Origin of the sequence: Agromyces sp. NPDC058104 (assembly GCF_042884835.1) — a bacterium.
Classification (GTDB): Bacteria; Actinomycetota; Actinomycetes; order Actinomycetales; family Microbacteriaceae; genus Agromyces.
In genome coordinates this window covers 487505-509410 of the sequence record NZ_JBHVTD010000002.1, presented here as the reverse complement: position 1 = coordinate 509410, position 21906 = coordinate 487505, and the positions used below count along the sequence as shown (strand labels likewise).

Below are 21906 nucleotides of genomic sequence, written 5' to 3'. Positions count from 1 at the left end.
CGACTCGGGGAGCTGTGATCGGATCAGGGGTAGAGGCCGCGCAGCTTGTGCGCTTCGGCGACCCGCTCGACCGCGAGCGCGGTGGCGGCGGTGCGGAGCGACAGGCCCCGCGAGGTCGCGTAGCCGAGCACGTGCTGCCACGCGCTGAGCATCCGCTCCTCCAGTCTGGCCTCGACCTCGTCGACGCGCCACCAGTAGGCCTGGTTCGCCTGCACCCACTCGAAGTACGAGACGATCACGCCGCCCGCGTTCGCGAGGATGTCGGGGACGACGAGGACGCCGCGCTCGCGCATGATGCGGTCGGCCGCCGGCGTCGTCGGTCCGTTGGCGCCCTCGACGACGACCTTGGCCTGCACCCGCGCGGCGTTGGCCTCGTGCAGCACGCCCTCGACGGCGGCCGGCACCAGCAGGTCGACGTCGAGCTCGAGCAGGGCCGCGCCGTCGAGCGCCTCGGCGCCGGCGAAGCCGACGACCGCGCCGGTCTCGCGCACGTGCGCGCTGAGCGCCTCGATGTCGAGGCCGGCGGCGTTGAAGACGGCGCCGTACTGGTCGCTGACCGCCTGCACGGTGACGCCCGACTCGGTGAGGAACCGCGCGGCATCCGCACCGACCTTGCCGAAGCCCTGCACGGCCGCGGTGGCCTGCGCGGGGGTGATGCCGGCGTGGCGGAGCGCCGCGAGCGCGATGTGCGTGACCCCACGCGACGTCGCGCTCGCGCGCCCCTGCGATCCGCCGAGCGCGATGGGCTTGCCGGTCACGATGCCGGGCACGGTGAAGCCGGAGTTCACGGAGTAGGTGTCCATGATCCAGGCCATCGTCTGCTCGTCGGTGCCGATGTCGGGCGCGGGGATGTCGCGCTCCGGGCCGATGATCGGCAGGATCTCGCTCGTGTAGCGACGGGTCACGCGCTCGAGCTCGGCCTTGGAGTGCTCGCGGGGGTCGATCGCGATGCCGCCCTTGGCGCCGCCGTACGGCACGTCAAGCAGGGCGCACTTCCAGGTCATCCACATGGCCAGCGCCCGCACCTCGTCGATGTCGACGTTCGGCGCGTAGCGCAGGCCGCCCTTGGCGGGGCCGCGGCTGAAGTTGTGCTGCACGCGGTAGCCGGTGAACAGCACGGTCTCGCCCGAGTCGCGGCGCAGCGGCACCGCGACCGTGAGCTCGCGACGCGGGGTCGCGAGCATCTGGTGGGTGCCCTCGGAGAAGCCGAGCAGGCCGATGGCCTCGGCCAGCTGCGAGCGCGCGTCGGCCAGCGGGGTCGACACGGGGGTCGTGTGCGCGGCGACGACGTTGTCGATCACGGTGCTCATGCCTGCTTGAGACCCTCCGCGATCACGCCGAGGCCCTCGATGAGGAGCTCGTCGGAGATCGTCAGCGGCGGGAGGAAGCGGATCACGTTGCCGTAGGTGCCGCAGGTGAGCAGGATGACGCCCTGCTCGTGGGCGAACTTCGCGACCCGGTTCGTGAGGGCCGCGTCGGGCGCACCCGTGGCGGGGTCGACGAGCTCGATCGCGACCATGGCGCCGCGGCCGCGGACGTCGCCGATGCGCGGGTCGGCGGTGCGGAGTGCGTTGAGGCGGCCGATGAGCACCGAGCCGATCTCCTTGGCGCGCTCGACGAGGCCGTCCTGCTCGTAGGTCTCGATGGTCGCGAGCGCGGCGGCGCAGGCGAGCGGCGAGCCCGCGTAGGTGCCGCCGAGGCCGCCGGCCATGGCGGAGTCCATGATCTCGGCGCGGCCGGTGACGGCCGACAGCGGCAGGCCGCCGGCGATGCCCTTGGCGGTGACGATCACGTCGGGCACGATGCCCTCGTGCTCGCTCGCGAACCAGGCGCCCGTGCGGGCGAAGCCGGTCTGCACCTCGTCGGCGATGAAGACGACGCCGTTCTCGTTCGCCCACTTGACGAGCGCGGCGAGGAAGCCGTTCGCCGGGACGATGAAGCCGCCCTCGCCCTGGATGGGCTCGATGATGATCGCGGCGAGGTTCTCGACGCCGACCTGCTTCTCGATCTGGAGGATCGCGCGGGCCGCGGCCTCGCGGCCGTCGAGGCCGCCGTCGCGGAACGGGTAGCTGAGGGGCGCGCGGTACACCTCGGGGGCGAACGGGCCGAAGCCGCTCTTGTACGGGATGTTCTTCGCCGTGAGCCCCATGGTGAGGTTCGTGCGGCCGTGGTACGCGTGGTCGAACGCGACGACGGCCTGCTTCTTCGTGTAGTGGCGCGCGATCTTGATCGCGTTCTCGACGGCCTCTGCGCCCGAGTTGAAGAGGGCCGAGCGCTTCTCGTGGTCGCCGGGGGTCAGCTCGTTGAGCTTCTCGGCGACGGCGACGTAGCCCTCGTACGGCGAGACGGTGAAGCACGTGTGGGTGAAGGCGTTCAGCTGCGCCGCGACGGCGTCGACGACGCGCGGGGCCGAGTTGCCGACGCCGGTGACGGCGATGCCCGAGCCGAGGTCGATGAGCGAGTTGCCGTCGGCGTCGACGACCACGCCGCCGCCTGCGACGACGACCGAGATGGGCAGGGTGTGGCCCACGCCGGCCGCGACGGCCTGCGCCTTGCGGGCGATGAGCTCCTGCGAGCGGGGGCCGGGGATGGCCGTGACGAGACGGCGCTCCTGGGCGAGTGCGGGGCCGCCGGGGATGGTGGTGGCCGGGGTGTCGACGAGGGTCATGGCTGCTCCGATGCAATGTGACGACGGTGGCTGATGCGTCGATGGTAGGTCGGGCGGCACGGATGCCTCGGCGCCAGCGTGTACACGAAGCATCCCCTTCTTGGACACCGCGTACAACGCGAACACCCGGCTTCTGCAGGAGAAATGACGCGAGACGCCGTGTGAGGCGACCATGGCGACGAATTTCCTGCAGAAGCCGGGTGCGAGCCGGTGCGGGCCGGATGTCCGGGGCTGGGCGTCAGCGGCCGGCGAACTCCTTCTGCTCCTCGATCTCCTGCGCCGCGACGGCGCGCGTCGCGGGCGCCGGCGGGTCGTTCGGCGCGGCGGCGGGCCGGGCGCCGAGGCCCGGGATCGCCGAGCGGCGCCGCGCCCGGCCGATCGCCCGCAGCGACACCGCCCACTGCAGGCCGTAGCCGATCAGGAACACGAGCAGGGTGAAGATGAGCGCCATCGCCGCGCCCTGGTCGGGCTGGTAGAGCTGCGCCGAGCGCGGGCTGATCATGGCGTACATGTACACCGAGAGCGGCCGCGACTCGGGCGTCGCGAGGAACGCGGGCAGCGTGAACTCGTTCGTGCCGAGGATGAACATCTGGATCCACACGGCGAACACCGTGGGCATCAGGAGCGGCACCACCACCCGGCGGAAGCCCTCGAGCGGGCTCGCACCGCTCACGACGGCCGCCTCCTCGAGCTCCTTGCGGATCTGCAGGGTCGCACTGTAGCCCGAGCGGTACGCGATCGACACCCGGTACGAGTAGGCGATCACGAGCGCCGCGATGGTGCCCGCGAGCGGGATGACGGGGTTGATCACGAGGAAGGTGAGGAACATCGCGAAGCCGGCGATGACCGCGGGGATCGCGACCGAGGACGAGGCGAAGAGATCCATCGCCCTCGACCCCGGCGTGCGCCGGCCGCGCGCGATGCCGTAGGCGAGCACCGTCGCCGCGACGCACGCGATCGTCGCGCTGGCGCCGGCGATGAGGAGCGTGCGCCCGAGCGAGGCCCAGAACTCGCCGTCGGCGAGCACCTCGCCGAACGCGCCGAACTGCGTGCGCGTCGCGAGCGCCTCGAACGAGAACGCGATCGGGTAGGGCGTGATCGCCGACCAGAGCAGCGCGAACATCGGCAGGATCGCGGTGAGCAGCACGAAGACGAGGATCGCGAGGAGGACGGGCGCCTTCCAGCCGCCGAGCTTCATGATCGTCGGCCGGAAGCCCTTGCCCGAGATCGAGGCGCGGCGCTCCGCGCTGCGCGTCGCACGGAGGTAGATGACGAAGGCGATCGTCGTGATCACGAGGAACACGCAGCCCCACGCCGCGGCGAGGCCGTACTGCGGCAGCTCGCCGGCGCCCGCGCTGATGAGGTTCCAGAGCTTGAGCGCGAAGATGTTCTTGCCCGCCTCCTGGCCGAACAGCAGCGGGATCTCGAGGCTGCCGAGGCCGAGGATGCCGGTGAGCACCGCGACGCCGAGCAGGCCCGGCCACAGCATCGGCAGGGTGACGCGGCGCAGGGTCTGGCCCCACGACGCGCCCGACACCCGCGCCGACTCCTCGAGCGAGCCGTCCATCGAGGTGAGGATCGGCACGATCATGAGGAACGGGAACGTCACGTTCGTGAGCGACTGCACGACCGTCATCGTCGCGAACGAGTAGGGGTCGATGACGAGGTCGCCGGGCAGCAGCCGAAGCAGCTGGTTCAGCACGCCCGACTCGGGCGAGAGCATGAGCTGGTACGCCTGCGCCTTGACGATCGGCGGGATGATGAACGGCACCACGACGAGCACCGAGATCACCCGCTTGAACGGGATGTCGGTGCGCACCGTGACCCACGCGAGGCCGAAGGCGAGCAGCAGCGAGATGATCGTCGAGCCGCCGACGAAGACGGCGGTCGAGCCGAGCACCGACCAGAAGTCCTCGCGCAGCTCCCAGAGGGTGACGAAGTTGTCGACGGACCACTTCGCGCTCGACACGCCGAACGGCAGGAACGGGCCACGGAACGCCGTGATGACCTGCACGGCCAGCGGGATCGCGAGGAGGAGGGTGATCACCGCTCCGGCGACGATCGTCGCGATCTTCATTCCGGTCGGGCGCGTGCGCCCGGTGTCCGTGGTCCGTCCTGCCGTCGACATGTCTTATCCGTTCAGTGCCGCGTCGGCGGCGTTGATCATCGCGATCCACTCGTCGCGGTTCTCGGGCGACTCGATGTTGGTCGTGCCCTCGAGGCCCTCGAGCAGCGCGTCGGCGTTGGTCTTCATGAGGCCGGTCGCCTCCTCGAAGACCGAGGACGGCAGGCCCGCGTACGGCACCTGCGTCGTCGAGAACTGCTCGTCGGTCATGCGCAGGTTCAGCCATTCGGGGTTGAAGGCGTTCCAGAGCACCCAGAGCATGCCGCCGGCCTGGTTCTTCGCGTCGACGTTCACGCCCGAGAACTGGGCGAAGACGGGGCCGTTCTCGTACGGCTGCACGGTGAGGGCCGGGTTCGGGTTGAACAGGGTCTGGCCGAGCGCGATCGGCACGTCGCCGTTCGAGAGCGGCGAGTCCTGGTCTTCGAGCACCTGGAGGGTGCCCGACGACTTCAGCTCGCCGATGAGGTCGACCATGGCCTCCTCGCCGTCGGCCATGCCGACGCCCGAGAACACGTTCGCGTTGTAGCTCGCGACCGAGACCTTGCCCGTGTACTGCGGGTCGAGCAGCCCCTCGAGCGTGGCCGGCGCCTCGATCTTCTCGGTGTTGACCTGCATGAGCGAGCCGTTGACGCTGTCGGGCAGCATGCCGGTCGAGCCCAGGGTGAGGAACTCCTCGGGCACGCCGAACTTCGCCCAGTCGACGTCGGCCCAGTAGCCCTCGTCGGTCATCGCCGCCGAGGAGACGATCGAGCCCGAGATCACGTCGGTGTTGCGGGCGCCGGTCGCCTTCGCCGAGATGATCGCCGACGACAGGTTGTAGGTGAGGCCCTGGGTCTCGATCTTCAGGTCGGGGTAGCTCTTGTTGAACTCGGCGATGACCTCGGGCGAGAGCTCGTACCAGTCCCAGATCACGAGGCGGCCGCCGTCGGCCTCCTTGGCCTGCTCGTAGAGGGCGTCCATCTGCTCGTCGATCGCGGGCCAGATGTCCTCGTAGAAGTTCTCGCATCGGGTGACGGGGCCGACCTCGACGGCGTCGCAGGCGCCGGCCTGCGCGGCGTCGCCCGAGGGTTCGATGGGCTCCGATGCGCCGGAGGGCGTGCTGCACGAGCTGAGCAGCAGCATGCCGCTCGCCGCGAGGGCGATGAGGCCGCTGCGGGCTGTGGATGACTTCATGATCCGGGTGTCCTCTCTGACGTGGATCTCGGGTGGGTGGAGCGGGGTGGGACGGTGCGGTGGAACGGGTGGGGCGGGCCTCTCGGCGGCGGTGGAGCGCTAGTGGGCCAGCACGCGGCAGGCGTGCGGGGCGAGCTCGATGAAGATCTCGCTGCCGTTGGCGGGCGAGTCGAGGGGGGCTCCGCGGGCGACGATCGTGCCGACGACGGTCGGGCCTGCGAGCACCTCGACCTCGACCTCGACGATCTCGCCGAGGAACTCGACGCGGACGACGCGGGCGGGCAGCACGTTGGGCCGGTCGGGCCCCGCCTCGTGCCAGCGCACGCTCTCGGGGCGGAAGGTGACCGTCACCTCGTCGCCGAGGCCGACGCCGTCGGGGCACGGGGTCGCGAGCCGCGTGCCGAAGGCCTCGACGAACGCCTCGCCCGAGGCGCCGCGCTCGCGCACGACGGCGGGGATCATGTTGACCCGCCCCACGAAGTCGGCGACGAAGCGGTCGGCGGGCTGGTAGTAGAGCTCGCGGGGCGAGGCCTCCTGCACGATGCGGCCCTGGTTCATCACGGCGACGCGATCCGACATCGAGAGCGCCTCGGACTGGTCGTGCGTGACGTAGAGGGCGGTGATCCCGAGGCGCTGCTGGAGGCTCCGCAGCTCGTTGCGCATCGTGTCGCGGAGCTTGGCGTCGAGGTTCGAGAGGGGTTCGTCGAGCAGCAGGAGGCGGGGCCGGTGCGCGAGCGCCCTGGCGAGGGCGAGGCGCTGCTGCTGGCCGCCCGAGAGGGCGGTGGCCGGCCGGTTCGCGTAGGCGTCGAGCTGCACGAGCTCGAGCGCCTCCATGGCGCGGGCGCGCGCCTCCTTCTTCGGCAGCTTGCCGCCCGAGACCTGCAGCGGGAAGACCGCGTTGGCGAAGACCGTCATGTGCGGCCAGATCGCGTAGTTCTGGAAGACCATGCCGACGTCGCGCTTGTCGGGCGGCATGTGCTCGGTGCCGGTCGAGAGCACCTTGTCGTCGAGCGTGATGCGCCCGCCGTTGCTCGTCTCGAGGCCGGCGACGCAGCGGAGCGTGGTCGTCTTGCCGCACCCCGAGGGCCCCAGGAGCGAGGTGAAGGTGCCCGGCTCGATGGTGAAGCTGACGCCCTTGACGACGGGCACCGCGCCGCCGTCGAGCTCGTACTGCTTCTCGAGGCCGTCGACGACGAGCCGGCCGCCTCCGCTTGCTGCACTCATGTGTCCGCTCCTTGGCAATTTTTGTATTCTGGATCCGATTGGACGGCGAGGAGGCCCCGCCGAGGCGTCGCGGCGGCCATCAGCGATCGACCGCCTCGGCCGGCACCCCGCCGCGACCGGCGGCACCGGCCTCGCGCGCGTCGCCCCACCCGACCGTGACCTTCGGCCTGGCGAAGCAGAGCACGACCAGCGCGCAGAGGGCGAACGCGCCGACCGCGAGCCAGAGCGACTGGGCCATCGCCGTCGCGAACCCGCCGACGGCCGCCTCGGGCAGCGCTCCGGCGGCGCCCGGCGCGAGCTCCTCGGCGGTGAAGCCCGGCAGCTGCGCCGCGAGGGTGGCGCTCATGAGTGCGGCGATGGCCGCCGATCCGAGCACCGAGCCGAGCTGGCGGGTCATCGTGTAGACGCCCGATCCGGCGCCGGCCTGCGCCCTGGGCAGGTTGCGCGTCGCCGTCGAGGCGAGCGGGGCGAAGATGCCCGAGATGCCGAACCCGAGCAGGGCGGAGGGCAGGAGCAGCAGCCAGTACGGGACATCCGGCCCGATCAGCACGCTGTACCAGCCGAGCGCGATCGCCGAGAGCGACAGCCCGGCGAGCGCGACCCACTTCGGGTCGATCCGGTCGCTGAAGCGGCCGACGAGCGGCGAGAGCACGCCCGAGACGACCGCCATCGGCACGAGCATGAGGGCCGCCTGCGTCGGCGTGAGCCCGCGCCCCACCTGGAAGTAGAACGCGAGCGGCAGCGGCATCGTCGTCATGGCGATGCCGACGAGCGAGATCGCGACGTTCGAGAGCGAGAAGTTGCGGTCGCGGAAGAGCCCGAGCGGCAGCAGCGGCTCGGCCCTGTTGAACGCCTGCCAGGCCACGAAGCCGGCGAGCACGACGAGGCCGGCGACGATGAGGCCCCAGACCGTGATCGGCCCGACGATCACGCCCCAGTCATAGGTCTCGCCCTCCTGGATGCCGAAGACGAGGAGGAACATGCCCACGGCGCTGAGCACCACGCCGAGCCAGTCGAAGCGGTGCGCGTGCGTCTCGAGGTCGGGCACGAGCCGCCACGCGGCGACGAAGGCCACCACGCCGACCGGGATGTTCACGAAGAACACCCACTCCCAGCCGAGCGAGTCGACGAGCACCCCGCCGAGGATCGGGCCGACGAGCGTCGCGACGCCCGCGACCGAGCCCCAGAGCCCCATGGCCGCACCGCGCTGGTTCGGCGGGAACACGCGGGTGATGACCGCCATCGTCTGCGGGGTCATGAGCGCGGCGCCGAGCCCCTGCACCGCGCGGGCCGCGATGAGCGTCGTGATGTCGGCCGAGAGGCCGCACCACAGCGACGCGAGCGTGAACACGACGAGGCCGACGAGGTACACCCGCTTCGGTCCGAAGCGGTCGCCGAGCCGGCCCGTGATGAGCAGGGGCACGGCGTACGCGAGCAGGTAGGCGCTCGTCACCCAGATCACCGCCGTCAGGTCGGTGTCGAGGTCGTCGAGGATCGCCGGGTTCGCGATCGACACGATCGTCGTGTCGACGAGGATCATGAAGAACCCGATGACGAGCGCCCAGAGGGCGGGCCACGGTCTGGCGGTCTGGTTCATGGTCGGCTTTCGCAGGGGGAGGTCACGGCCGGGGCTCGGTTCGGTTCGGTTCAGTTCGCGTCGGATGACCCGCCCGGCAGCCCGACGACGGGGTCGCCGAGGAGCGGGGTCGAGACCGCGTAGATGCCGTGGTTCGCGAAGAGCCAGATGAGGTTGCGGTCCCACTCGACGAAGATGCCGTGCACCGGGGCGGCGAGGTCGTCGTCGTCCTTCAGGCCCATCGGCGGCACGAAGTACGCGCCGACCTTCGGGTCCTCGGGGTCGCGCACGTCGAAGATCTGCAGGCCCGCCGCGTAGAACGCGTACGGGATCACGCCGCCGTGCGGCGTGCCCGTGTTCGTGAAGTAGCCCGAGCGCTTCGGCCCGAACGAGCCGCGGCGCTGCGCCCAGTCGGTGAACGCGGCCTCGGCCGGCGGCAGCGGGCGGGGCAGGGTGCGCACGACCTTCGGCTGCGTGGGGTCGCTGACATCGATCTGGTAGATCTCCTTCGCCGGCTCGTAGCAGTCGGTGTTCATCGGGTAGCCCGAGACGTAGACGTAGCCGGTCTCCTCGACCTGGGTCGTGTCGACGTTGTCGCCCTCGGTGCCGGCGACGCTCGTCGGCAGGGCGCACCAGCCGACGTGGTGGATGTTCGCCGGGTCGGAGACGTCGAGCACGAAGAAGCCCTGGCCGCCCTGGGCCGCGTACGCGTACCGGTAGCCCGACTCGACCGAGCGGGGCATGAAGACCCCCATGCGCGAGCCGAACCAGCTCGTCTTGTTGTTCCACCGGTCGTTGCCGGCGAGGTACTCCGAGTCCTGCTCCTCGCCCGCGCGGGTGCCCGGCACCCACCAGGTCGAGAGCAGCTCGGGGTTGGCCGGGTCGCTCACGTCGTAGGCGGCGTGGCCCGCCGCCCAGAGCGTCGTCTTGTACGGCTGGTTCGTGAAGGTGTTGTCGGGCGCCGTCGCGACGAAGAGGTACTTGTCGCCGTAGTAGACGGGCAGGTCGAGCACGCCGTTGCCCTCCTGGATCTCGTCGGGCCCGTGGTTCGGGTCGGTCGAGACCTCGGTGATGAGCGTCCAGTCGCGCGGGCTCGGGCCGTTCATCTCGAAGGTGCGGAAGCCGCGGAGGCCCTCCCACTCGAGCAGCTGGCCCTCGACGGTGTCGTCGGTCCACTTGTTCGCGACGCGCCCCTTGAGGAAGTAGCGAGGCGTCTCCGACGCCTGGATCGCGATGTGCTTGCCGAGCTTCTCGTTGTACTGCACCGTCGTGGCGCCGAACTGCGGGCGGGGGTCGTCCCAGCCCCACTGCTCCTCGTCGACGACCTTCAGGTCGCGCGGGTCGGTGATGTCGTAGAGCTTCCAGTGGTTGCCGCCGCCGTAGTGCAGCATGAGGCGGCGGTCGTCCCAGTCGTAGATGCACTGCCACGAGTGGCTCGTGTTCACCACGATCGGGTAGAACGCCTCGGCGGTCGCGTTCAGCGCGTACGTCTCGGGGTCGCGGTAGTCGAGCTGGCCGGGCCAGTCGACGAAGACGTCGCGCGGCACCGACGGGGTCGAGGCCGGCGGGAGGAAGGTGCCGTCGGGCTGCATGCCCCAGGTGCCGGGCTCGGGATCGCTCGGTTCGCCGGCCACTCGCTGGAAGTCCTCGGGGCGGTACTTCTTCGCGTGGGGAACGTACGGTGAGCCGGCCATGTCGCCTCCATTGGCAGCTGGAACTGAGATCGTCTCGACGCGGTGCGTCGTCCCAATCAGCGTCGCCAGAAGTTGCGATGCCGTCCAATATCTATTCGGCTCGCAGCCATGACCGTTCAGGCATACCGGCCGAACTGCTGCGCCTCGCGCTCCGCGTGCTCGCGTTCGAACTCCGCGAGGCGCGCGCCCTCGACGCGGAGGTGCTCGAGCAGGGCCGACGACGCCGCCGACGGGGCGCGGTCGGCGAGCCGCGTGACGCCGACCGCGCGGCGGATCGAGCTCAGCGGGGTCGGCAGGATGCGGAGCTCGCGGTCGTCGACGGCGATGAACATCGGCAGCGCCGCGATGACGTCGGTCGACACGAGGAGGTTGCGGAGGGTGAGCATCGAGGTGCACTCCACCCGGTCGGCCGGCAGCGGCAGGCCCTCGTGGAAGAACACGGCCTCGAGCTCGGCGCGCAGCGCCGTCTGCGCGAGGGGGAAGATCCACGGATAGCGCACGAGTTCGGCGAGCGCGGTCGTCGGGCCCTGGTGCACGGGATGCCCCGCCCGCGCCACGAGCCGGATGGGCTCGAGGTGCAGCCGCTCCTGCTCGAGGCGCACCGGCACGCTCGACGAGAGCCGCCCGACCATGAGGTCGAGGTCGCCGGCGAGCAGCAGCTGCTGCAGGGTGTCGGGCGTGCCCTCGCGGACGACGACGGTGAGGCGCGGATGCTCGGCCTTGAGCCCCGCGATCGCCCGGGGCAGCAGCAGGTTCGAGCCGGCCAGGTGCGTGCCGACCGTGACGGTGCCGAGCTGGCCCGACTGCAGCAGCCGGACCTCCTCCCCCGCGATCCGCAGCTCGGCGAGCACCGACCTCGCGCGCTCGATGAACGGCCGGCCGTACTCCGTGGGCGTGACGCCGCGCGGCAGCCGCTCGAACAGCGGCACCCCGAGCAGCTCCTCGACCTCGCGCAGCCCGCGGGTCACGACGGGCTGCGTGATGTGGAGCGCCTCGGCGGCCCGCACGAGCGTGCCCTCGTCGGCGATGGTCGTGACGAGGACGAGGTGCCGGATCTTGAGTCGGCCATCGAGGAGGCGGTCAGTGCTCATGCAACCGAACCATAGCCGAACAGGCATGGCAGCGCGGCAAGATGGCATTTGTCGGCATCCCGCCCGCTTCCTAACCTGAAGCCATGTCCACCCCGACGTCACCGGCGACGCTCGCCCTGCCGACCAAGCCGACGCCTCGCGCGCCCCGCCAGATCCGCAACTTCATCGACGGCGAGTTCGTCGACGGCATCCGCGGCTTCGACAAGCTCGACCCCGTCGACGGGTCGCTCGTCGGGCAGGTGCACGAGGCCGGCCGGGTCGAGGTCGACCGTGCCGTGGCCGCGGCCCGAGCCGCGCTCGACGGCCCGTGGGGACGCATGTCGGTGATCGAGCGCACCCGCCTGCTGCGGCGCATCGCCGACGTCATCGATCGGCGGGCCGAGGAGCTCGTCGCGGCCGAGGTCGGCGACACGGGCAAGCCCGAGACCCTCGCCCGCGACCTCGACGTCGCCCGTGCGGCCATGAACTTCCGCTCGTTCGCCGACACCGTCGCCGCGGCCGGGCTCGACTCGTTCCTCACCGAGCTGCCCGACGGGCGCCGGGCCCTGAACTACGCCGTGCGCAAGCCGCTCGGCGTCGTCGCGGTCATCGTGCCGTGGAACCTGCCGCTGCTCCTGCTCACCTGGAAGCTCGCCCCGGCACTCGCCGCGGGCAACACCGTCGTCGTGAAGCCCTCGGAGGAGACGCCGTCGTCGGCGACCATGCTCGCCGAGATCCTCGCCGAGGCGGGGCTGCCGGCCGGCGTCGTCAACGTCGTGCACGGCTTCGGCGCGGGCTCGGCCGGGGCGTTCCTCACGGAGCATCCGGGCATCGACGGCGTGACCTTCACCGGCGAGTCCTCGACCGGCTCGACCATCATGCGCGCCGTCGCCCCGCGGGTGCGCCCCGTGTCGTTCGAGCTCGGCGGCAAGAACGCGGCCGTCGTCTTCGCCGACGCCGACCTCGACGCCGCCGTCGCGGGCCTCGCCCGCTCGACGTACCTCAACACGGGCCAGGTGTGCCTCTGCACCGAGCGCATCTACGTCGAGCGCTCGGTCTTCGACGACGTCGCCGCCGGCCTCGCCGAGCAGGCGCGACGGCTGCGCCTCGGCCGCCCCGAGAACCCCGCGACCACGACCGGACCCCTCATCTCGCAGGCGCACCGCGAGAAGGTGCGCTCCTACCTCGACCTCGCCGTCGCCGAGGGCGCGACGGTGCTCGCCGGCGGCGGCATCCCGACCCTCGGCGACGGCCTCGACGGCGGCTCGTGGATCGAGCCGACCCTCTGGACCGGACTCGACAACTCGCACCGCACCGTGCGCGAGGAGATCTTCGGTCCCGTCGCCGCGCTCATCCCCTTCGACTCCGAGGAGGAGGCGATCGCCCTCGCGAACGACACCGACTACGGCCTCGCGGCGGTGACCTGGACGAGCGACCTCACCCGCGGGCACCGGGTCGCGCAGCGCATGCGGGTCGGCATGTCGTGGGTGAACACCTGGTACCTGCGCGACCTCCGCAGCCCGTTCGGCGGCGTGGGCCTCTCGGGCATCGGCCGCGAGGGCGGCACGCACTCGCTCGAGTTCTACACCGAGCCGACGAACGTGTGCGTGCAGCTGTGAGCACCGAGACGACGGCGGCCGCGCTCCGCGCCGCGGAGGAGCGACTGCACACGGCGGCCCGCGACGGCCTCGCCTGCGCGCCCGTGCGCGAGCTCATCGGCGAGACCGACCAGGATGCGGCCTACGCCGTGCAGTCGCTCGGCATCGCGCGCCGGCTCGCCGAGGGCCGGCGGATCGTCGGGCGCAAGATCGGCCTCACCTCGCCCGCCGTGCAGTCCCAGTTCGGGGTGTTCACACCCGACTACGGGGTGCTGCTCGACGACATGGCGTTCGCGGACCGCGAGCCGATCGACCTCGCGCGCTTCCTGCAGCCCCGCGTCGAGGCCGAGGTCGCCTTCGTGCTCGGCCGCGACCTCGACTCCCCCACCACGCACGTGGCCGAGGTGCTCGCCGCGACCGAGTTCGTGCTGCCGGCGATCGAGGTCGTCGACTCCCGCATCGCCGGCTGGGACATCCGCATCACCGACACGATCGCCGACAACGCCTCGAGCGGGGCGATCGTGCTCGGCACCACGCCGCGCCGGATCGAGGGGCTCGACCTCGCCGCCCTCGGCATGCGCCTCGACCACGAGGGCGACCCCGTGTCGACCGGGTCGGGCGCCGCGTGCCTCGGCAGCCCCGTCATCGCCGTCGCCTGGCTCGCACGCGAGGTCGCCCGGCACGGGCGTCCGCTCCGCGCCGGCGAGATCGTGCTCTCGGGCGCGCTCGGACCGATGATCGCCGCGGGCGCGGGCGTCTTCCACGCCCGGCTCGACGGGCTCGGCGAGGTGCGCGCGGACTTCACCACGACCGTTCTCGAAGGAGCCGCAGCATGACCACCGCCGTCGCCATCATCGGTTCGGGCAACATCGGCACCGACCTCCTGATCAAGGTCAAGCGCCTCTCCTCGACGCTGCACGTGGCGGCCATGGCCGGCATCGACCCCGACTCCGACGGCCTCGCCCGCGCACGCCGCCTCGGGATCGCGACGACGCACGAGGGCGTCGACGGGCTCGTCGCCCTGCCCGAGTTCGAGGGCGTCGAGCTCGTCTTCGACGCGACCTCCGCGGGCGCCCACGCGCGCAACGACGCGATCGTGCGCGACCTGGGGCGCCTCATGGTCGACCTCACCCCTGCGGCGATCGGGCCGTACGTCGTGCCCGTCGTGAACCTGGGCGACGAGCTCGAGGCCACGAACGTCAACATGGTGACGTGCGGGGGCCAGGCCACCGTGCCGATGGTCGCGGCCGTCTCGCGGGTGGCGCCGGTGGCGTACGCCGAGATCGTCGCGTCGATCTCGTCGCGCTCGGCCGGCCCCGGCACGAGGGCGAACATCGACGAGTTCACCGAGACCACGGCCCGGGCGCTCGAGGTGATCGGCGGCGCCGAGCGCGGCAAGGCGATCATCGTGCTGAACCCGGCCGAGCCGCCGCTCATCATGCGCGACACGGTCTACTGCCTCGTCGAGGACGACTCGGCACCGCTCGACGAGTCCGCCGTGCGCGAATCGGTGGCCGCGATGGTCGCCGAGGTGCAGGGCTACGTCGGCGGCTACCGCCTCAAGCAGGAGGTGCAGTTCGACCGCGTCGACGAGCCCTACGTGCCGGCGGTCGACCGACCCTTCCGCGGCATGCGCGTCACCGTCCTCCTCGAGGTCGCGGGCGCCGGCCACTACCTGCCCGAGTACGCGGGCAACCTCGACATCATGACCTCGGCGGCGCTGCGCACGGCCGAGCGTCTCGTCGCCGCACGGAACGGAGCCGCAGCATGACCGCCGCCGCCACGGCGAGCGCCGCCGCCGCCGCCACCGCGAGCGCCACCGCCGCCACCGCCGCGCCGACCGTCTACGTGCAGGACGTCACGCTCCGCGACGGCATGCACGCGATCGCGCACCGCTACACGCTCGACCAGGTCCGCGACATCGCGCAGGCCCTCGAGGCCGCCGGCGTCGACGCGATCGAGGTTGCGCACGGCGACGGCCTCGGCGGCTCGAGCGTCGCCTACGGGCAGGGCGCGCACACCGACTGGCAGTGGATCGAGGCGGCCGCGTCGGTGCTCGATCGGGCGAAGCTCACGACGCTCATCCTGCCGGGCATCGGCACGATCGACGACCTCGCCCGCGCCCGCGACCTCGGCGTGCGGAGCGTCCGCGTCGCGACGCACTGCACCGAGGCCGACGTCGCCGCCCAGCACATCGGCTGGGCGCGCGAGCACGGCATGGATGTCTCGGGGTTCCTCATGATGAGCCACCTCAACGACCCGCGTGGCCTCGCCGAGCAGGCGCGGCTCATGGAGTCGTACGGCGCGCACTGCGTCTACGTCACCGACTCGGGCGGCCGGCTCACGATGCAGGGCGTCGCCGACCGCGTCGACGCCTACCGCGAGGTGCTCGACCCGGCGACGCAGATCGGCATCCACGCGCACGAGAACCTCTCGCTGAGCGTCGCGAACAGCGTCACGGCGGTCGAGCACGGCGTCTTCCGCGTGGACGCCTCGCTCGCGGGGCAGGGCGCCGGCGCCGGCAACTGCCCGATCGAGGCGTTCGTGGCCGTCGCCGACCTGCTCGGCTTCCGGCACGGCTGCGATCTCTTCGCACTGCAGGATGCCGCGGAGGAGCTCGTGCGGCCGCTGCAGCGCCGGCCCGTCCGCGTCGACCGCGAAACCCTCACGCTCGGTTACGCCGGGGTGTATTCGAGCTTCCTGCTGCACGCCGAGCGCGCGGCCGAGCGCCACGGGCTCGACGCCCGCGACGTCCTCGTCGAGCTCGGCCGCCGGCGCATGGTGGGCGGCCAGGAGGACATGATCGTCGACGTCGCCCTCGACCTCGTCGCCGCGCGCGACGCCGACGCCGCGACCGCTGCCCGCGCGGACGGGGACGCCGCATGACCGCCGCCGCCTTCGCCGCCGCCCTCGACCGGGCCCAGCGCACCGCGTCGCCGATCGCCCGGCTCGACGCGGGCGAGGTCATCGGCCTCGGCACCGCCTATGCCGCGCAGCACGCCCTCGTCGCCCGCCGCGTCGCTCGCGGCGAGCGCGTCACCGGCGTGAAGCTCGGGTTCACGAGCCGCGCGAAGGCCGCGCAGATGGGCGTCGACGACGTGATCATCGGCACCCTGACCGACGCCATGCGGGTCGCCGATGGCGGCGCCTTCGACCCCCGCGCCGCGATCCATCCGCGCGTCGAGCCCGAGGTCGCGTACCTCCTCGGCGCCGACCTCGACGACGCGAGCGACGCCGAGCCCGACCCGGCCCTCGCGATCGTCGCGGTCGCCCCCGCGCTCGAGGTGATCGACTCCCGCTACCGCGACTTCCGGTTCAGCCTCGACGACGTCGTCGCCGACAACGCCTCGGCCGCCGCGTACGCGATCGGCCCGTGGCGCACGCCCGCCGAGGCAGGCCCGCTCGACAACCGCGCGGTGCGGCTCGAGCTCAGCGGGCGGCTCGCCCAGGCCGGGTCGACCGCCGCGATCCTCGGCGACCCCGCCCGCGCGCTCGGCGCCGCCCGTCGTCTCGCACGCGAGCACGGCTTCGCGCTGCGCGCCGGCACGGTGCTGCTCGCTGGCGCGGCGACCGCCGCCGTGCCGCTGCCGCAGCACGGCCTCGTGGAGGCGACGATCGCCGGCCTCGGCCGGGTGTCGTTCCGCGTCGAGCCCGTCGGCGCCGCCGAACGGCAGGAGGACGCGTCATGAGCGAGACCCGTGGCATCCTCGTCGCCGGCAAGGCGACCCCTCGCGGGCGGTTCCCGCACGCCAAGGTCTCGGGCGACCTCGTGTTCGTGTCGGGCACGTCGAGCCGTCGGCCCGACAACACGATCGCGGGCGCCGAGGCCGACGAGTTCGGCGCGACCCGGCTCGACATCGCGGTGCAGACCCGCGCCGTCATCGAGAACCTCCGCGCGATCCTCGCCGAGGCCGGCTGCGGGCTCGACGACCTCGTGCAGGCGACGAGCTACCTCGTCGACATGAACGACTTCGCCGGCTACAACGCGGTCTGGGCCGAGTACTTCGACGAGGGCGGGCCCACCCGCACGACCGTCGCCGTCCACCAGCTGCCGCACCCGCACCTGCGCATCGAGATCCAGGCGATCGCGCGGCGCCCCGATGCTTCCCCCGTTCCCAGCACCACCACTCTCGAGGAGGAGAAGAAATGACCGCCATCCCACCCGTGATCGATTTCCCGGCCTGGATCAAGGAGCACGAGCACCTGCTCAAGCCGCCGGTGAACAACAAGCAGGCGTTCATCCCCATGAACGACTTCATCGTGCAGGTCGTGGGCGGTCCCAACCAGCGCACCGACTTCCACTTCGACCCCTACGAGGAGTGGTTCTACCAGTACCGGGGCGACATGCACGTCAACATCCAGACGGAGGACGGCCCGCGGCGCATCGACATCCGCGAGGGCGAGATGTGGCTGCTGCCCGGCAACGTGTACCACTCGCCGCAGCGCCCCGAGGCCGGCTCGATCGGCATCGTCATCGAGCGCATCCGCGAGGAGGGCACGCTCGAGAAGTTCGCGTGGTTCTGCCCGAACTGCAACGAGAAGGTGCACGAGGTCGAGCTGCAGGTGCGCGACATCGTCGAGGACCTGCCGCCCGTCTTCCGCGAGTTCTACGAGAGCGAAGAGGGTCGGACGTGCCCGAAGTGCGGCACCGTCCACCCCGGCAAGGGCTGAACCCGTTGGGAACCATCGACATCCACACGCACTACGTGCCGAGCGCCTGGCCCGATCTGTCGACGCAGGTCGGGCCGGGGGTCTGGCCGTCGCTGCGGGTCGACTCGGAGCGCGAGGCGATGATCATGCTCGGCCAGGCCGAGTTCCGTCGCGTCGAGGCCGACTGTTGGGATGCCGAGGCTCGCCTCGCCGACATGGACGCCGACGGCGTCGACATCCAGGTCGTCTCGCCGACGCCCGTCTTCTTCTCGTACGACAAGACGGGCGACGAGGCCGTGAAGGTCGCGCGCATCTTCAACGACCTCGCCCTCGAGATCTGCGCACCGGCCGCCGACCGCCTGCTGCCGTTCGCGCAGGTGCCCCTGCAGGACACGGACGCGGCGTGCGCCGAGGTCGACCGCGCGATCGCCGCCGGCCATCGCGGCGTCGAGATCGGCAACCACGTGGGCGACCGCGACCTCGACGACGCGGGCGTCGTCACCTTCCTGCAGCACTGCGCGGCGCAGGGCGTGCCCGTGCTCGTGCACCCGTGGGACATGCCCGAGTCGCCGCGGCTCGACCGCTGGATGGCGCGCTGGCTCACCGGCATGCCCGCCGAGACGCACCTGTCGATCATCGCGATGATCCTCGGCGGCGTCTTCGACCGGGTGCCCGAATCGCTCCGGATCGCCTTCGCCCACGGCGGCGGCTCGTTCGCGTTCTGGCTCGGCCGGCTCGAGAACGGCTGGCACCGCAGGCCCGACCTCATCGCGACGAGCGAGCGGCCGCCGTCGAGCTACCTCGATCGCTTCAGCGTCGACTCGGTCGTCTTCGACGAGGCGCCGCTGCGCCTGCTCGTCGACACCCTCGGCGCCGAGCACGTCATGGTCGGCAGTGACTACCCCTACCCGCTCGGCGAGCGCCCTGCGGGATCGGTCGTCGATCGCGCCGGCTTCCTCACCGAGGGGCAGAAGGCGGCCATCCGCCACGGCAACGCCCGCCGCTTCCTGGCGATCTGATCCGGGGCGCCCCGCGTCGTGGGCGCCCCGGAACGGCCCCGCCCGTTCGTCCCGCCCGACCCCAGACACGGAGACCCCGCACATGAGCCTCGCGACATCCGAACCCCACACGATCGACCGCGCGACCTGCGCCGCGCTCGACGCGGCCGACCCGCTCGCCCGCTTCCGCGAGCGCTTCGCGCTGCCCGAGGGCGTCGTCTACCTCGACGGCAACTCGCTCGGCGCGCTGCCGCGGGCGACGCCGGGGCACGTCGAGCGCGTGATCGCCGAGGAGTGGGGCACGGGCCTCATCCGCAGCTGGAACGATGCGGGCTGGTTCGACAAGCCGGCCGCCCTCGGCGACCGCATCGCCCTGCTCATCGGCGCCGCGCCCGGCGAGGTGGTGCTCGGCGACTCGACCTCGGCGAGCCTGTTCCAGGTGGCGACGGCGGCGGCGCGGCTGCGCCCCGGCCGCCGGGTGATCATCTCCGAGCGCGGCAACTTCCCGACCGACCTCTACGTGCTCGAGTCGGTGCAGGAGCTCCTCGGCGAGCCGGGCCGTCCGCTCGAGCGGCGGCTGATCGACGACGACGGCCCGACCCTCGACGAGGTGCTCGACGACGACGTCGCGGTCGTCGTGCTCACGCACGTGAACTACCGCACGGGGCGGATGTACGACATGGCCGAGGTGACCCGCCGGGTGCACGAGGCGGGGGCGCTGATCGTGTGGGACCTCTGCCACAGCGTCGGCGCGGTGCCCGTCGAGCTCAACGCCGCCGGCGCCGACTTCGCGATCGGCTGCACCTACAAGTACCTCAACGGCGGGCCCGGCTCGCCCTCGTTCATCTGGGTCGCGGGCCGGCACCAGGGCGTCGCGCGCCCCCCGCTCACGGGCTGGCACGGGCACGCCCGTCCGTTCGACTTCACCGTCGGCTACGAACCCGCCGACGGCATCACGCGGTTCCGCGTCGGCACCCCGCAGCTGCTCGCGGTCGCTGGGCTCGAGGCGAGCCTCGCCCTCTGGGCCGAGGTCGACCTCGCCGAGCTGCGCGAGAAGAGCCTGCGGCTGACCGAGCTGTTCATCTGCCTCGTCGACGCACGGCTCGCCGAGTGGGGCATCGAGGTCGTGACGCCGCGGCAGTCGGCACGGCGCGGCAGCCAGGTCGCGCTGCGCGCGGGCGGGTCGGGCGGCGCGCTCGATCCCGGCGACGGCTACGCGCTCATGCAGGCGCTCATCGAACGTGGCGTGATCGGCGACTTCCGCGCGCCCGACCTCATGCGCTTCGGCTTCGCCCCCCTCTACGTCACGCACACCGACGTGTGGGACGCGGTCGCGGCCCTCGAGGACCTCCTTCGCAGCGGCAGCTGGCGCGAGCCCCGATTCGCACGTCGCGGGGCGGTCACCTGACCGCGCTCCGCGCTCAGGGGCACCGCGCAACATTCGGCGGATGCCACGGGCCGATGTGTACACTCAGGGCATCATGATCGCCGGCGTGTACACCAGCTCGCCGGTCGAGTAGGCCCTCAGCGGCCGACTCGAGATCCGTTCGGGATCACCGAGGAGCCCCGTGAAGCCCACCGTGCAGACCCTGCTCGACCACCCCGAGCTCGCCCTCGGCCTGCTCACCCCGGCCGACGCCCTGCCCGACGGCGCGCTCGACGCCCCCGTCGTGTGGGCGCACAGCTCCGACCTCGCCGACCCGACCCCGTTCCTCGACGCCGGCCACGTGCTGCTGACGACCGGCACCCAGTTCGCCGACGGCGCCGCGGCCGACGACGGGTTCGCCGAGTCCTTCGTGCGCCGGCTCAGGGAGCGCGGGATCGCGGCGCTCGGCTTCGGCACCGAGGTGATCCGCGCCGGCACCCCCGAGACGCTGGTCGCCGCGTGCCTCGCGCAGGGCCTGCCGCTCTTCGAGGTCCCCTACCGGGTGCCCTTCATCGCGATCGCGCGCACCGTCGCCGACCTCATCGCCGAGGACGCCTACGCCAGGCAGGCCTGGGCGCTCTCCGCGCAGCGCGCGATCTCGCTCGCGGCGCTGCGCCCCGACGGGCTCTCGGCGACCCTCGCCGAGCTCTCGCACCGGCTCGGCGCCTGGGTGGGGCTCATCGACGCGACGGGATCGCTCGACCGGGAGGCCCCCGAGGGCGGGCTCGCCCAGCCCGCGCTCGGCGAGGTCGTCGGCGAAGCCCGCTCGATGCTGCGCCGCGGCCAGCGCGCGAGCCGCACCCTGCTCGCCGCCGAGTCGACCGAGTCGCCGCAGCGCATGACCCTGCAGACCCTCGGCGGCGGCGGCGCGCTCCGCGGCGTGCTCGCGATCGGCGACTCGGCCGAGCTCGACCAGGCCGGCCGCGAGGTCGTGACCTCGGTGATCGCGCTCGCGGGGCTCGCGCTCGAACAGAACCGCGACCTCGACCGGGCACGCGGCCACCTCCGGTCGGGGCTGCTCAGCGGCATCCTCGCCGGCGACACGACGCTCGCCGAGCGCGTCTCGGCCGAGATGTGGGGGCCGCTGCCCGAGCCGCCGCTGCGCATCATGGTGACGGACGCCCCGCTCACCCAGGCCGACCGCCTCACCGAGCTCCTCGAGCTCCGCGTCGAGGAGCGCGGAGGCCGGCTCTTCTTCGGCCGCGACGACGAGCAGTACGTGCTCGTCGTCGAAGAGGCCGACGCCCCACTCGCCGAGGAGATCGCGGCCGAGTTCGAACTGCCCGTCGGCGTCTCCGACCCGGTCGGCGCCGTCGCCGTCGCGCAGGCGCACGAGCAGGCGCTGCGCGCCCTCGACCGGGCCCGCGAGAGCGGCGCCGGCGTCATCGCCTTCGACGAGATCAGCCGCCAGGGCGTCCTGGCGTTCCTCGCCCGCACCGACGCGCGCGCCGTCGCCCTCGCGACGCTCGCCCCGCTCACCGAGCACGACGCCGCGAACGGCACCTCGCTCGTCGTCACCACCCGCACCTGGCTCGAGCACGGCGGGCAGTTCGATGCGACCGCGCAGGCCCTCGGCGTGCACCGGCACACCGTGCGCAGCCGCATCGCGCTCGCCGAGCGGCTGCTGGGCCGCGACCTCTCGGGGTTCCACGCCCGCGCCGACCTCTGGGCGGCGTTGCTCGCCGTCGAGTAGGGAGTCCACAG

General features: G+C 72.2%; 18 protein-coding genes. 10 read left to right on the top strand and 8 right to left on the bottom strand.

Annotated elements, in window-relative coordinates:
- Positions 1-23 precede the first annotated feature (23 nt).
- The 8 genes from ACFVTH_RS10290 to ACFVTH_RS10255 all read right to left on the bottom strand — a co-directional run bounded on the left by ACFVTH_RS10290 (position 24) and on the right by ACFVTH_RS10255 (position 11551).
- A complete protein-coding gene (locus ACFVTH_RS10290; RefSeq protein ID WP_387090089.1) occupies positions 24-1310 on the bottom strand; it encodes a Glu/Leu/Phe/Val dehydrogenase in 1287 nt (428 codons plus the stop codon).
- Positions 1307-2668, bottom strand: a complete 1362-nt coding sequence (gene gabT / locus ACFVTH_RS10285) for a 4-aminobutyrate--2-oxoglutarate transaminase (protein ID WP_387090086.1) — start codon at positions 2666-2668, stop codon at positions 1307-1309. Before gabT ends, ACFVTH_RS10290 begins: the two co-directional genes overlap by 4 nt.
- Before the next feature lie 238 nt (positions 2669-2906).
- Entirely contained in the window at positions 2907-4796 is a 1890-nt protein-coding gene (locus ACFVTH_RS10280; protein WP_387090084.1) for an ABC transporter permease, read from the bottom strand.
- 3 nt (positions 4797-4799) lie between these two features.
- Complete coding sequence (locus tag ACFVTH_RS10275) at positions 4800-5966, bottom strand: hypothetical protein (protein WP_387090082.1); 1167 nt, start codon at positions 5964-5966, stop codon at positions 4800-4802.
- Between the two features lie 99 nt (positions 5967-6065).
- The gene (locus ACFVTH_RS10270; protein ID WP_387090079.1) at positions 6066-7190 is read right to left on the bottom strand and encodes an ABC transporter ATP-binding protein; all 1125 of its coding nucleotides are present in this window, start codon (positions 7188-7190) and stop codon (positions 6066-6068) included.
- A gap of 79 nt (positions 7191-7269) precedes the next feature.
- Positions 7270-8787 (bottom strand): DHA2 family efflux MFS transporter permease subunit, encoded by a 1518-nt coding sequence (locus ACFVTH_RS10265; protein ID WP_387090076.1) that lies wholly within the window; start codon positions 8785-8787, stop codon positions 7270-7272.
- Positions 8788-8837: 50 nt separating this feature from the next.
- Positions 8838-10460 (bottom strand): LVIVD repeat-containing protein, encoded by a 1623-nt coding sequence (locus ACFVTH_RS10260; protein WP_387090074.1) that lies wholly within the window; start codon positions 10458-10460, stop codon positions 8838-8840.
- Positions 10461-10576: 116 nt separating this feature from the next.
- Positions 10577-11551: a LysR substrate-binding domain-containing protein gene (locus ACFVTH_RS10255; protein ID WP_387090071.1), complete on the bottom strand. Its 975-nt coding sequence runs from the start codon at positions 11549-11551 to the stop codon at positions 10577-10579.
- Positions 11552-11634: 83 nt separating this feature from the next.
- On the opposite strand from ACFVTH_RS10255, the gene ACFVTH_RS10250 reads away from it, so the two are divergent.
- The 10 genes from ACFVTH_RS10250 to ACFVTH_RS10205 all read left to right on the top strand — a co-directional run bounded on the left by ACFVTH_RS10250 (position 11635) and on the right by ACFVTH_RS10205 (position 21895).
- The gene (locus ACFVTH_RS10250; RefSeq protein WP_387090069.1) at positions 11635-13149 is read left to right on the top strand and encodes a 2-hydroxymuconic semialdehyde dehydrogenase; all 1515 of its coding nucleotides are present in this window, start codon (positions 11635-11637) and stop codon (positions 13147-13149) included.
- Entirely contained in the window at positions 13146-13964 is an 819-nt protein-coding gene (locus tag ACFVTH_RS10245; RefSeq protein ID WP_387090066.1) for a 2-keto-4-pentenoate hydratase, read from the top strand. Before ACFVTH_RS10250 ends, ACFVTH_RS10245 begins: the two co-directional genes overlap by 4 nt.
- Positions 13961-14899 (top strand): acetaldehyde dehydrogenase (acetylating), encoded by a 939-nt coding sequence (locus tag ACFVTH_RS10240; protein WP_387090063.1) that lies wholly within the window; start codon positions 13961-13963, stop codon positions 14897-14899. The genes ACFVTH_RS10245 and ACFVTH_RS10240 overlap by 4 nt, the downstream gene beginning before the upstream one ends.
- On the top strand, positions 14896-16014 hold the full coding sequence (gene dmpG, locus ACFVTH_RS10235; RefSeq protein WP_387090060.1) for a 4-hydroxy-2-oxovalerate aldolase: 1119 nt from the start codon (positions 14896-14898) through the stop codon (positions 16012-16014). The genes ACFVTH_RS10240 and dmpG overlap by 4 nt, the downstream gene beginning before the upstream one ends.
- Complete coding sequence (locus ACFVTH_RS10230; RefSeq protein WP_387090057.1) at positions 16011-16817, top strand: 2-keto-4-pentenoate hydratase; 807 nt, start codon at positions 16011-16013, stop codon at positions 16815-16817. The genes dmpG and ACFVTH_RS10230 overlap by 4 nt, the downstream gene beginning before the upstream one ends.
- Positions 16814-17278, top strand: coding sequence for a RidA family protein (locus ACFVTH_RS10225; protein WP_387090055.1), 465 nt, complete (start codon positions 16814-16816; stop codon positions 17276-17278). The genes ACFVTH_RS10230 and ACFVTH_RS10225 overlap by 4 nt, the downstream gene beginning before the upstream one ends.
- Positions 17275-17799 (top strand): 3-hydroxyanthranilate 3,4-dioxygenase, encoded by a 525-nt coding sequence (locus ACFVTH_RS10220; protein WP_387090052.1) that lies wholly within the window; start codon positions 17275-17277, stop codon positions 17797-17799. Before ACFVTH_RS10225 ends, ACFVTH_RS10220 begins: the two co-directional genes overlap by 4 nt.
- Before the next feature lie 5 nt (positions 17800-17804).
- Positions 17805-18797 carry an amidohydrolase family protein gene (locus ACFVTH_RS10215; RefSeq protein ID WP_387090049.1) on the top strand — a complete coding sequence of 331 codons (993 nt, stop codon included), beginning with the start codon at positions 17805-17807 and terminating at the stop codon, positions 18795-18797.
- Positions 18798-18879: 82 nt separating this feature from the next.
- Positions 18880-20184 (top strand): kynureninase, encoded by a 1305-nt coding sequence (gene kynU, locus ACFVTH_RS10210; protein ID WP_387090046.1) that lies wholly within the window; start codon positions 18880-18882, stop codon positions 20182-20184.
- A gap of 160 nt (positions 20185-20344) precedes the next feature.
- On the top strand, positions 20345-21895 hold the full coding sequence (locus ACFVTH_RS10205) for a PucR family transcriptional regulator (RefSeq protein ID WP_387090043.1): 1551 nt from the start codon (positions 20345-20347) through the stop codon (positions 21893-21895).
- Positions 21896-21906: the final 11 nt, after the last annotated feature.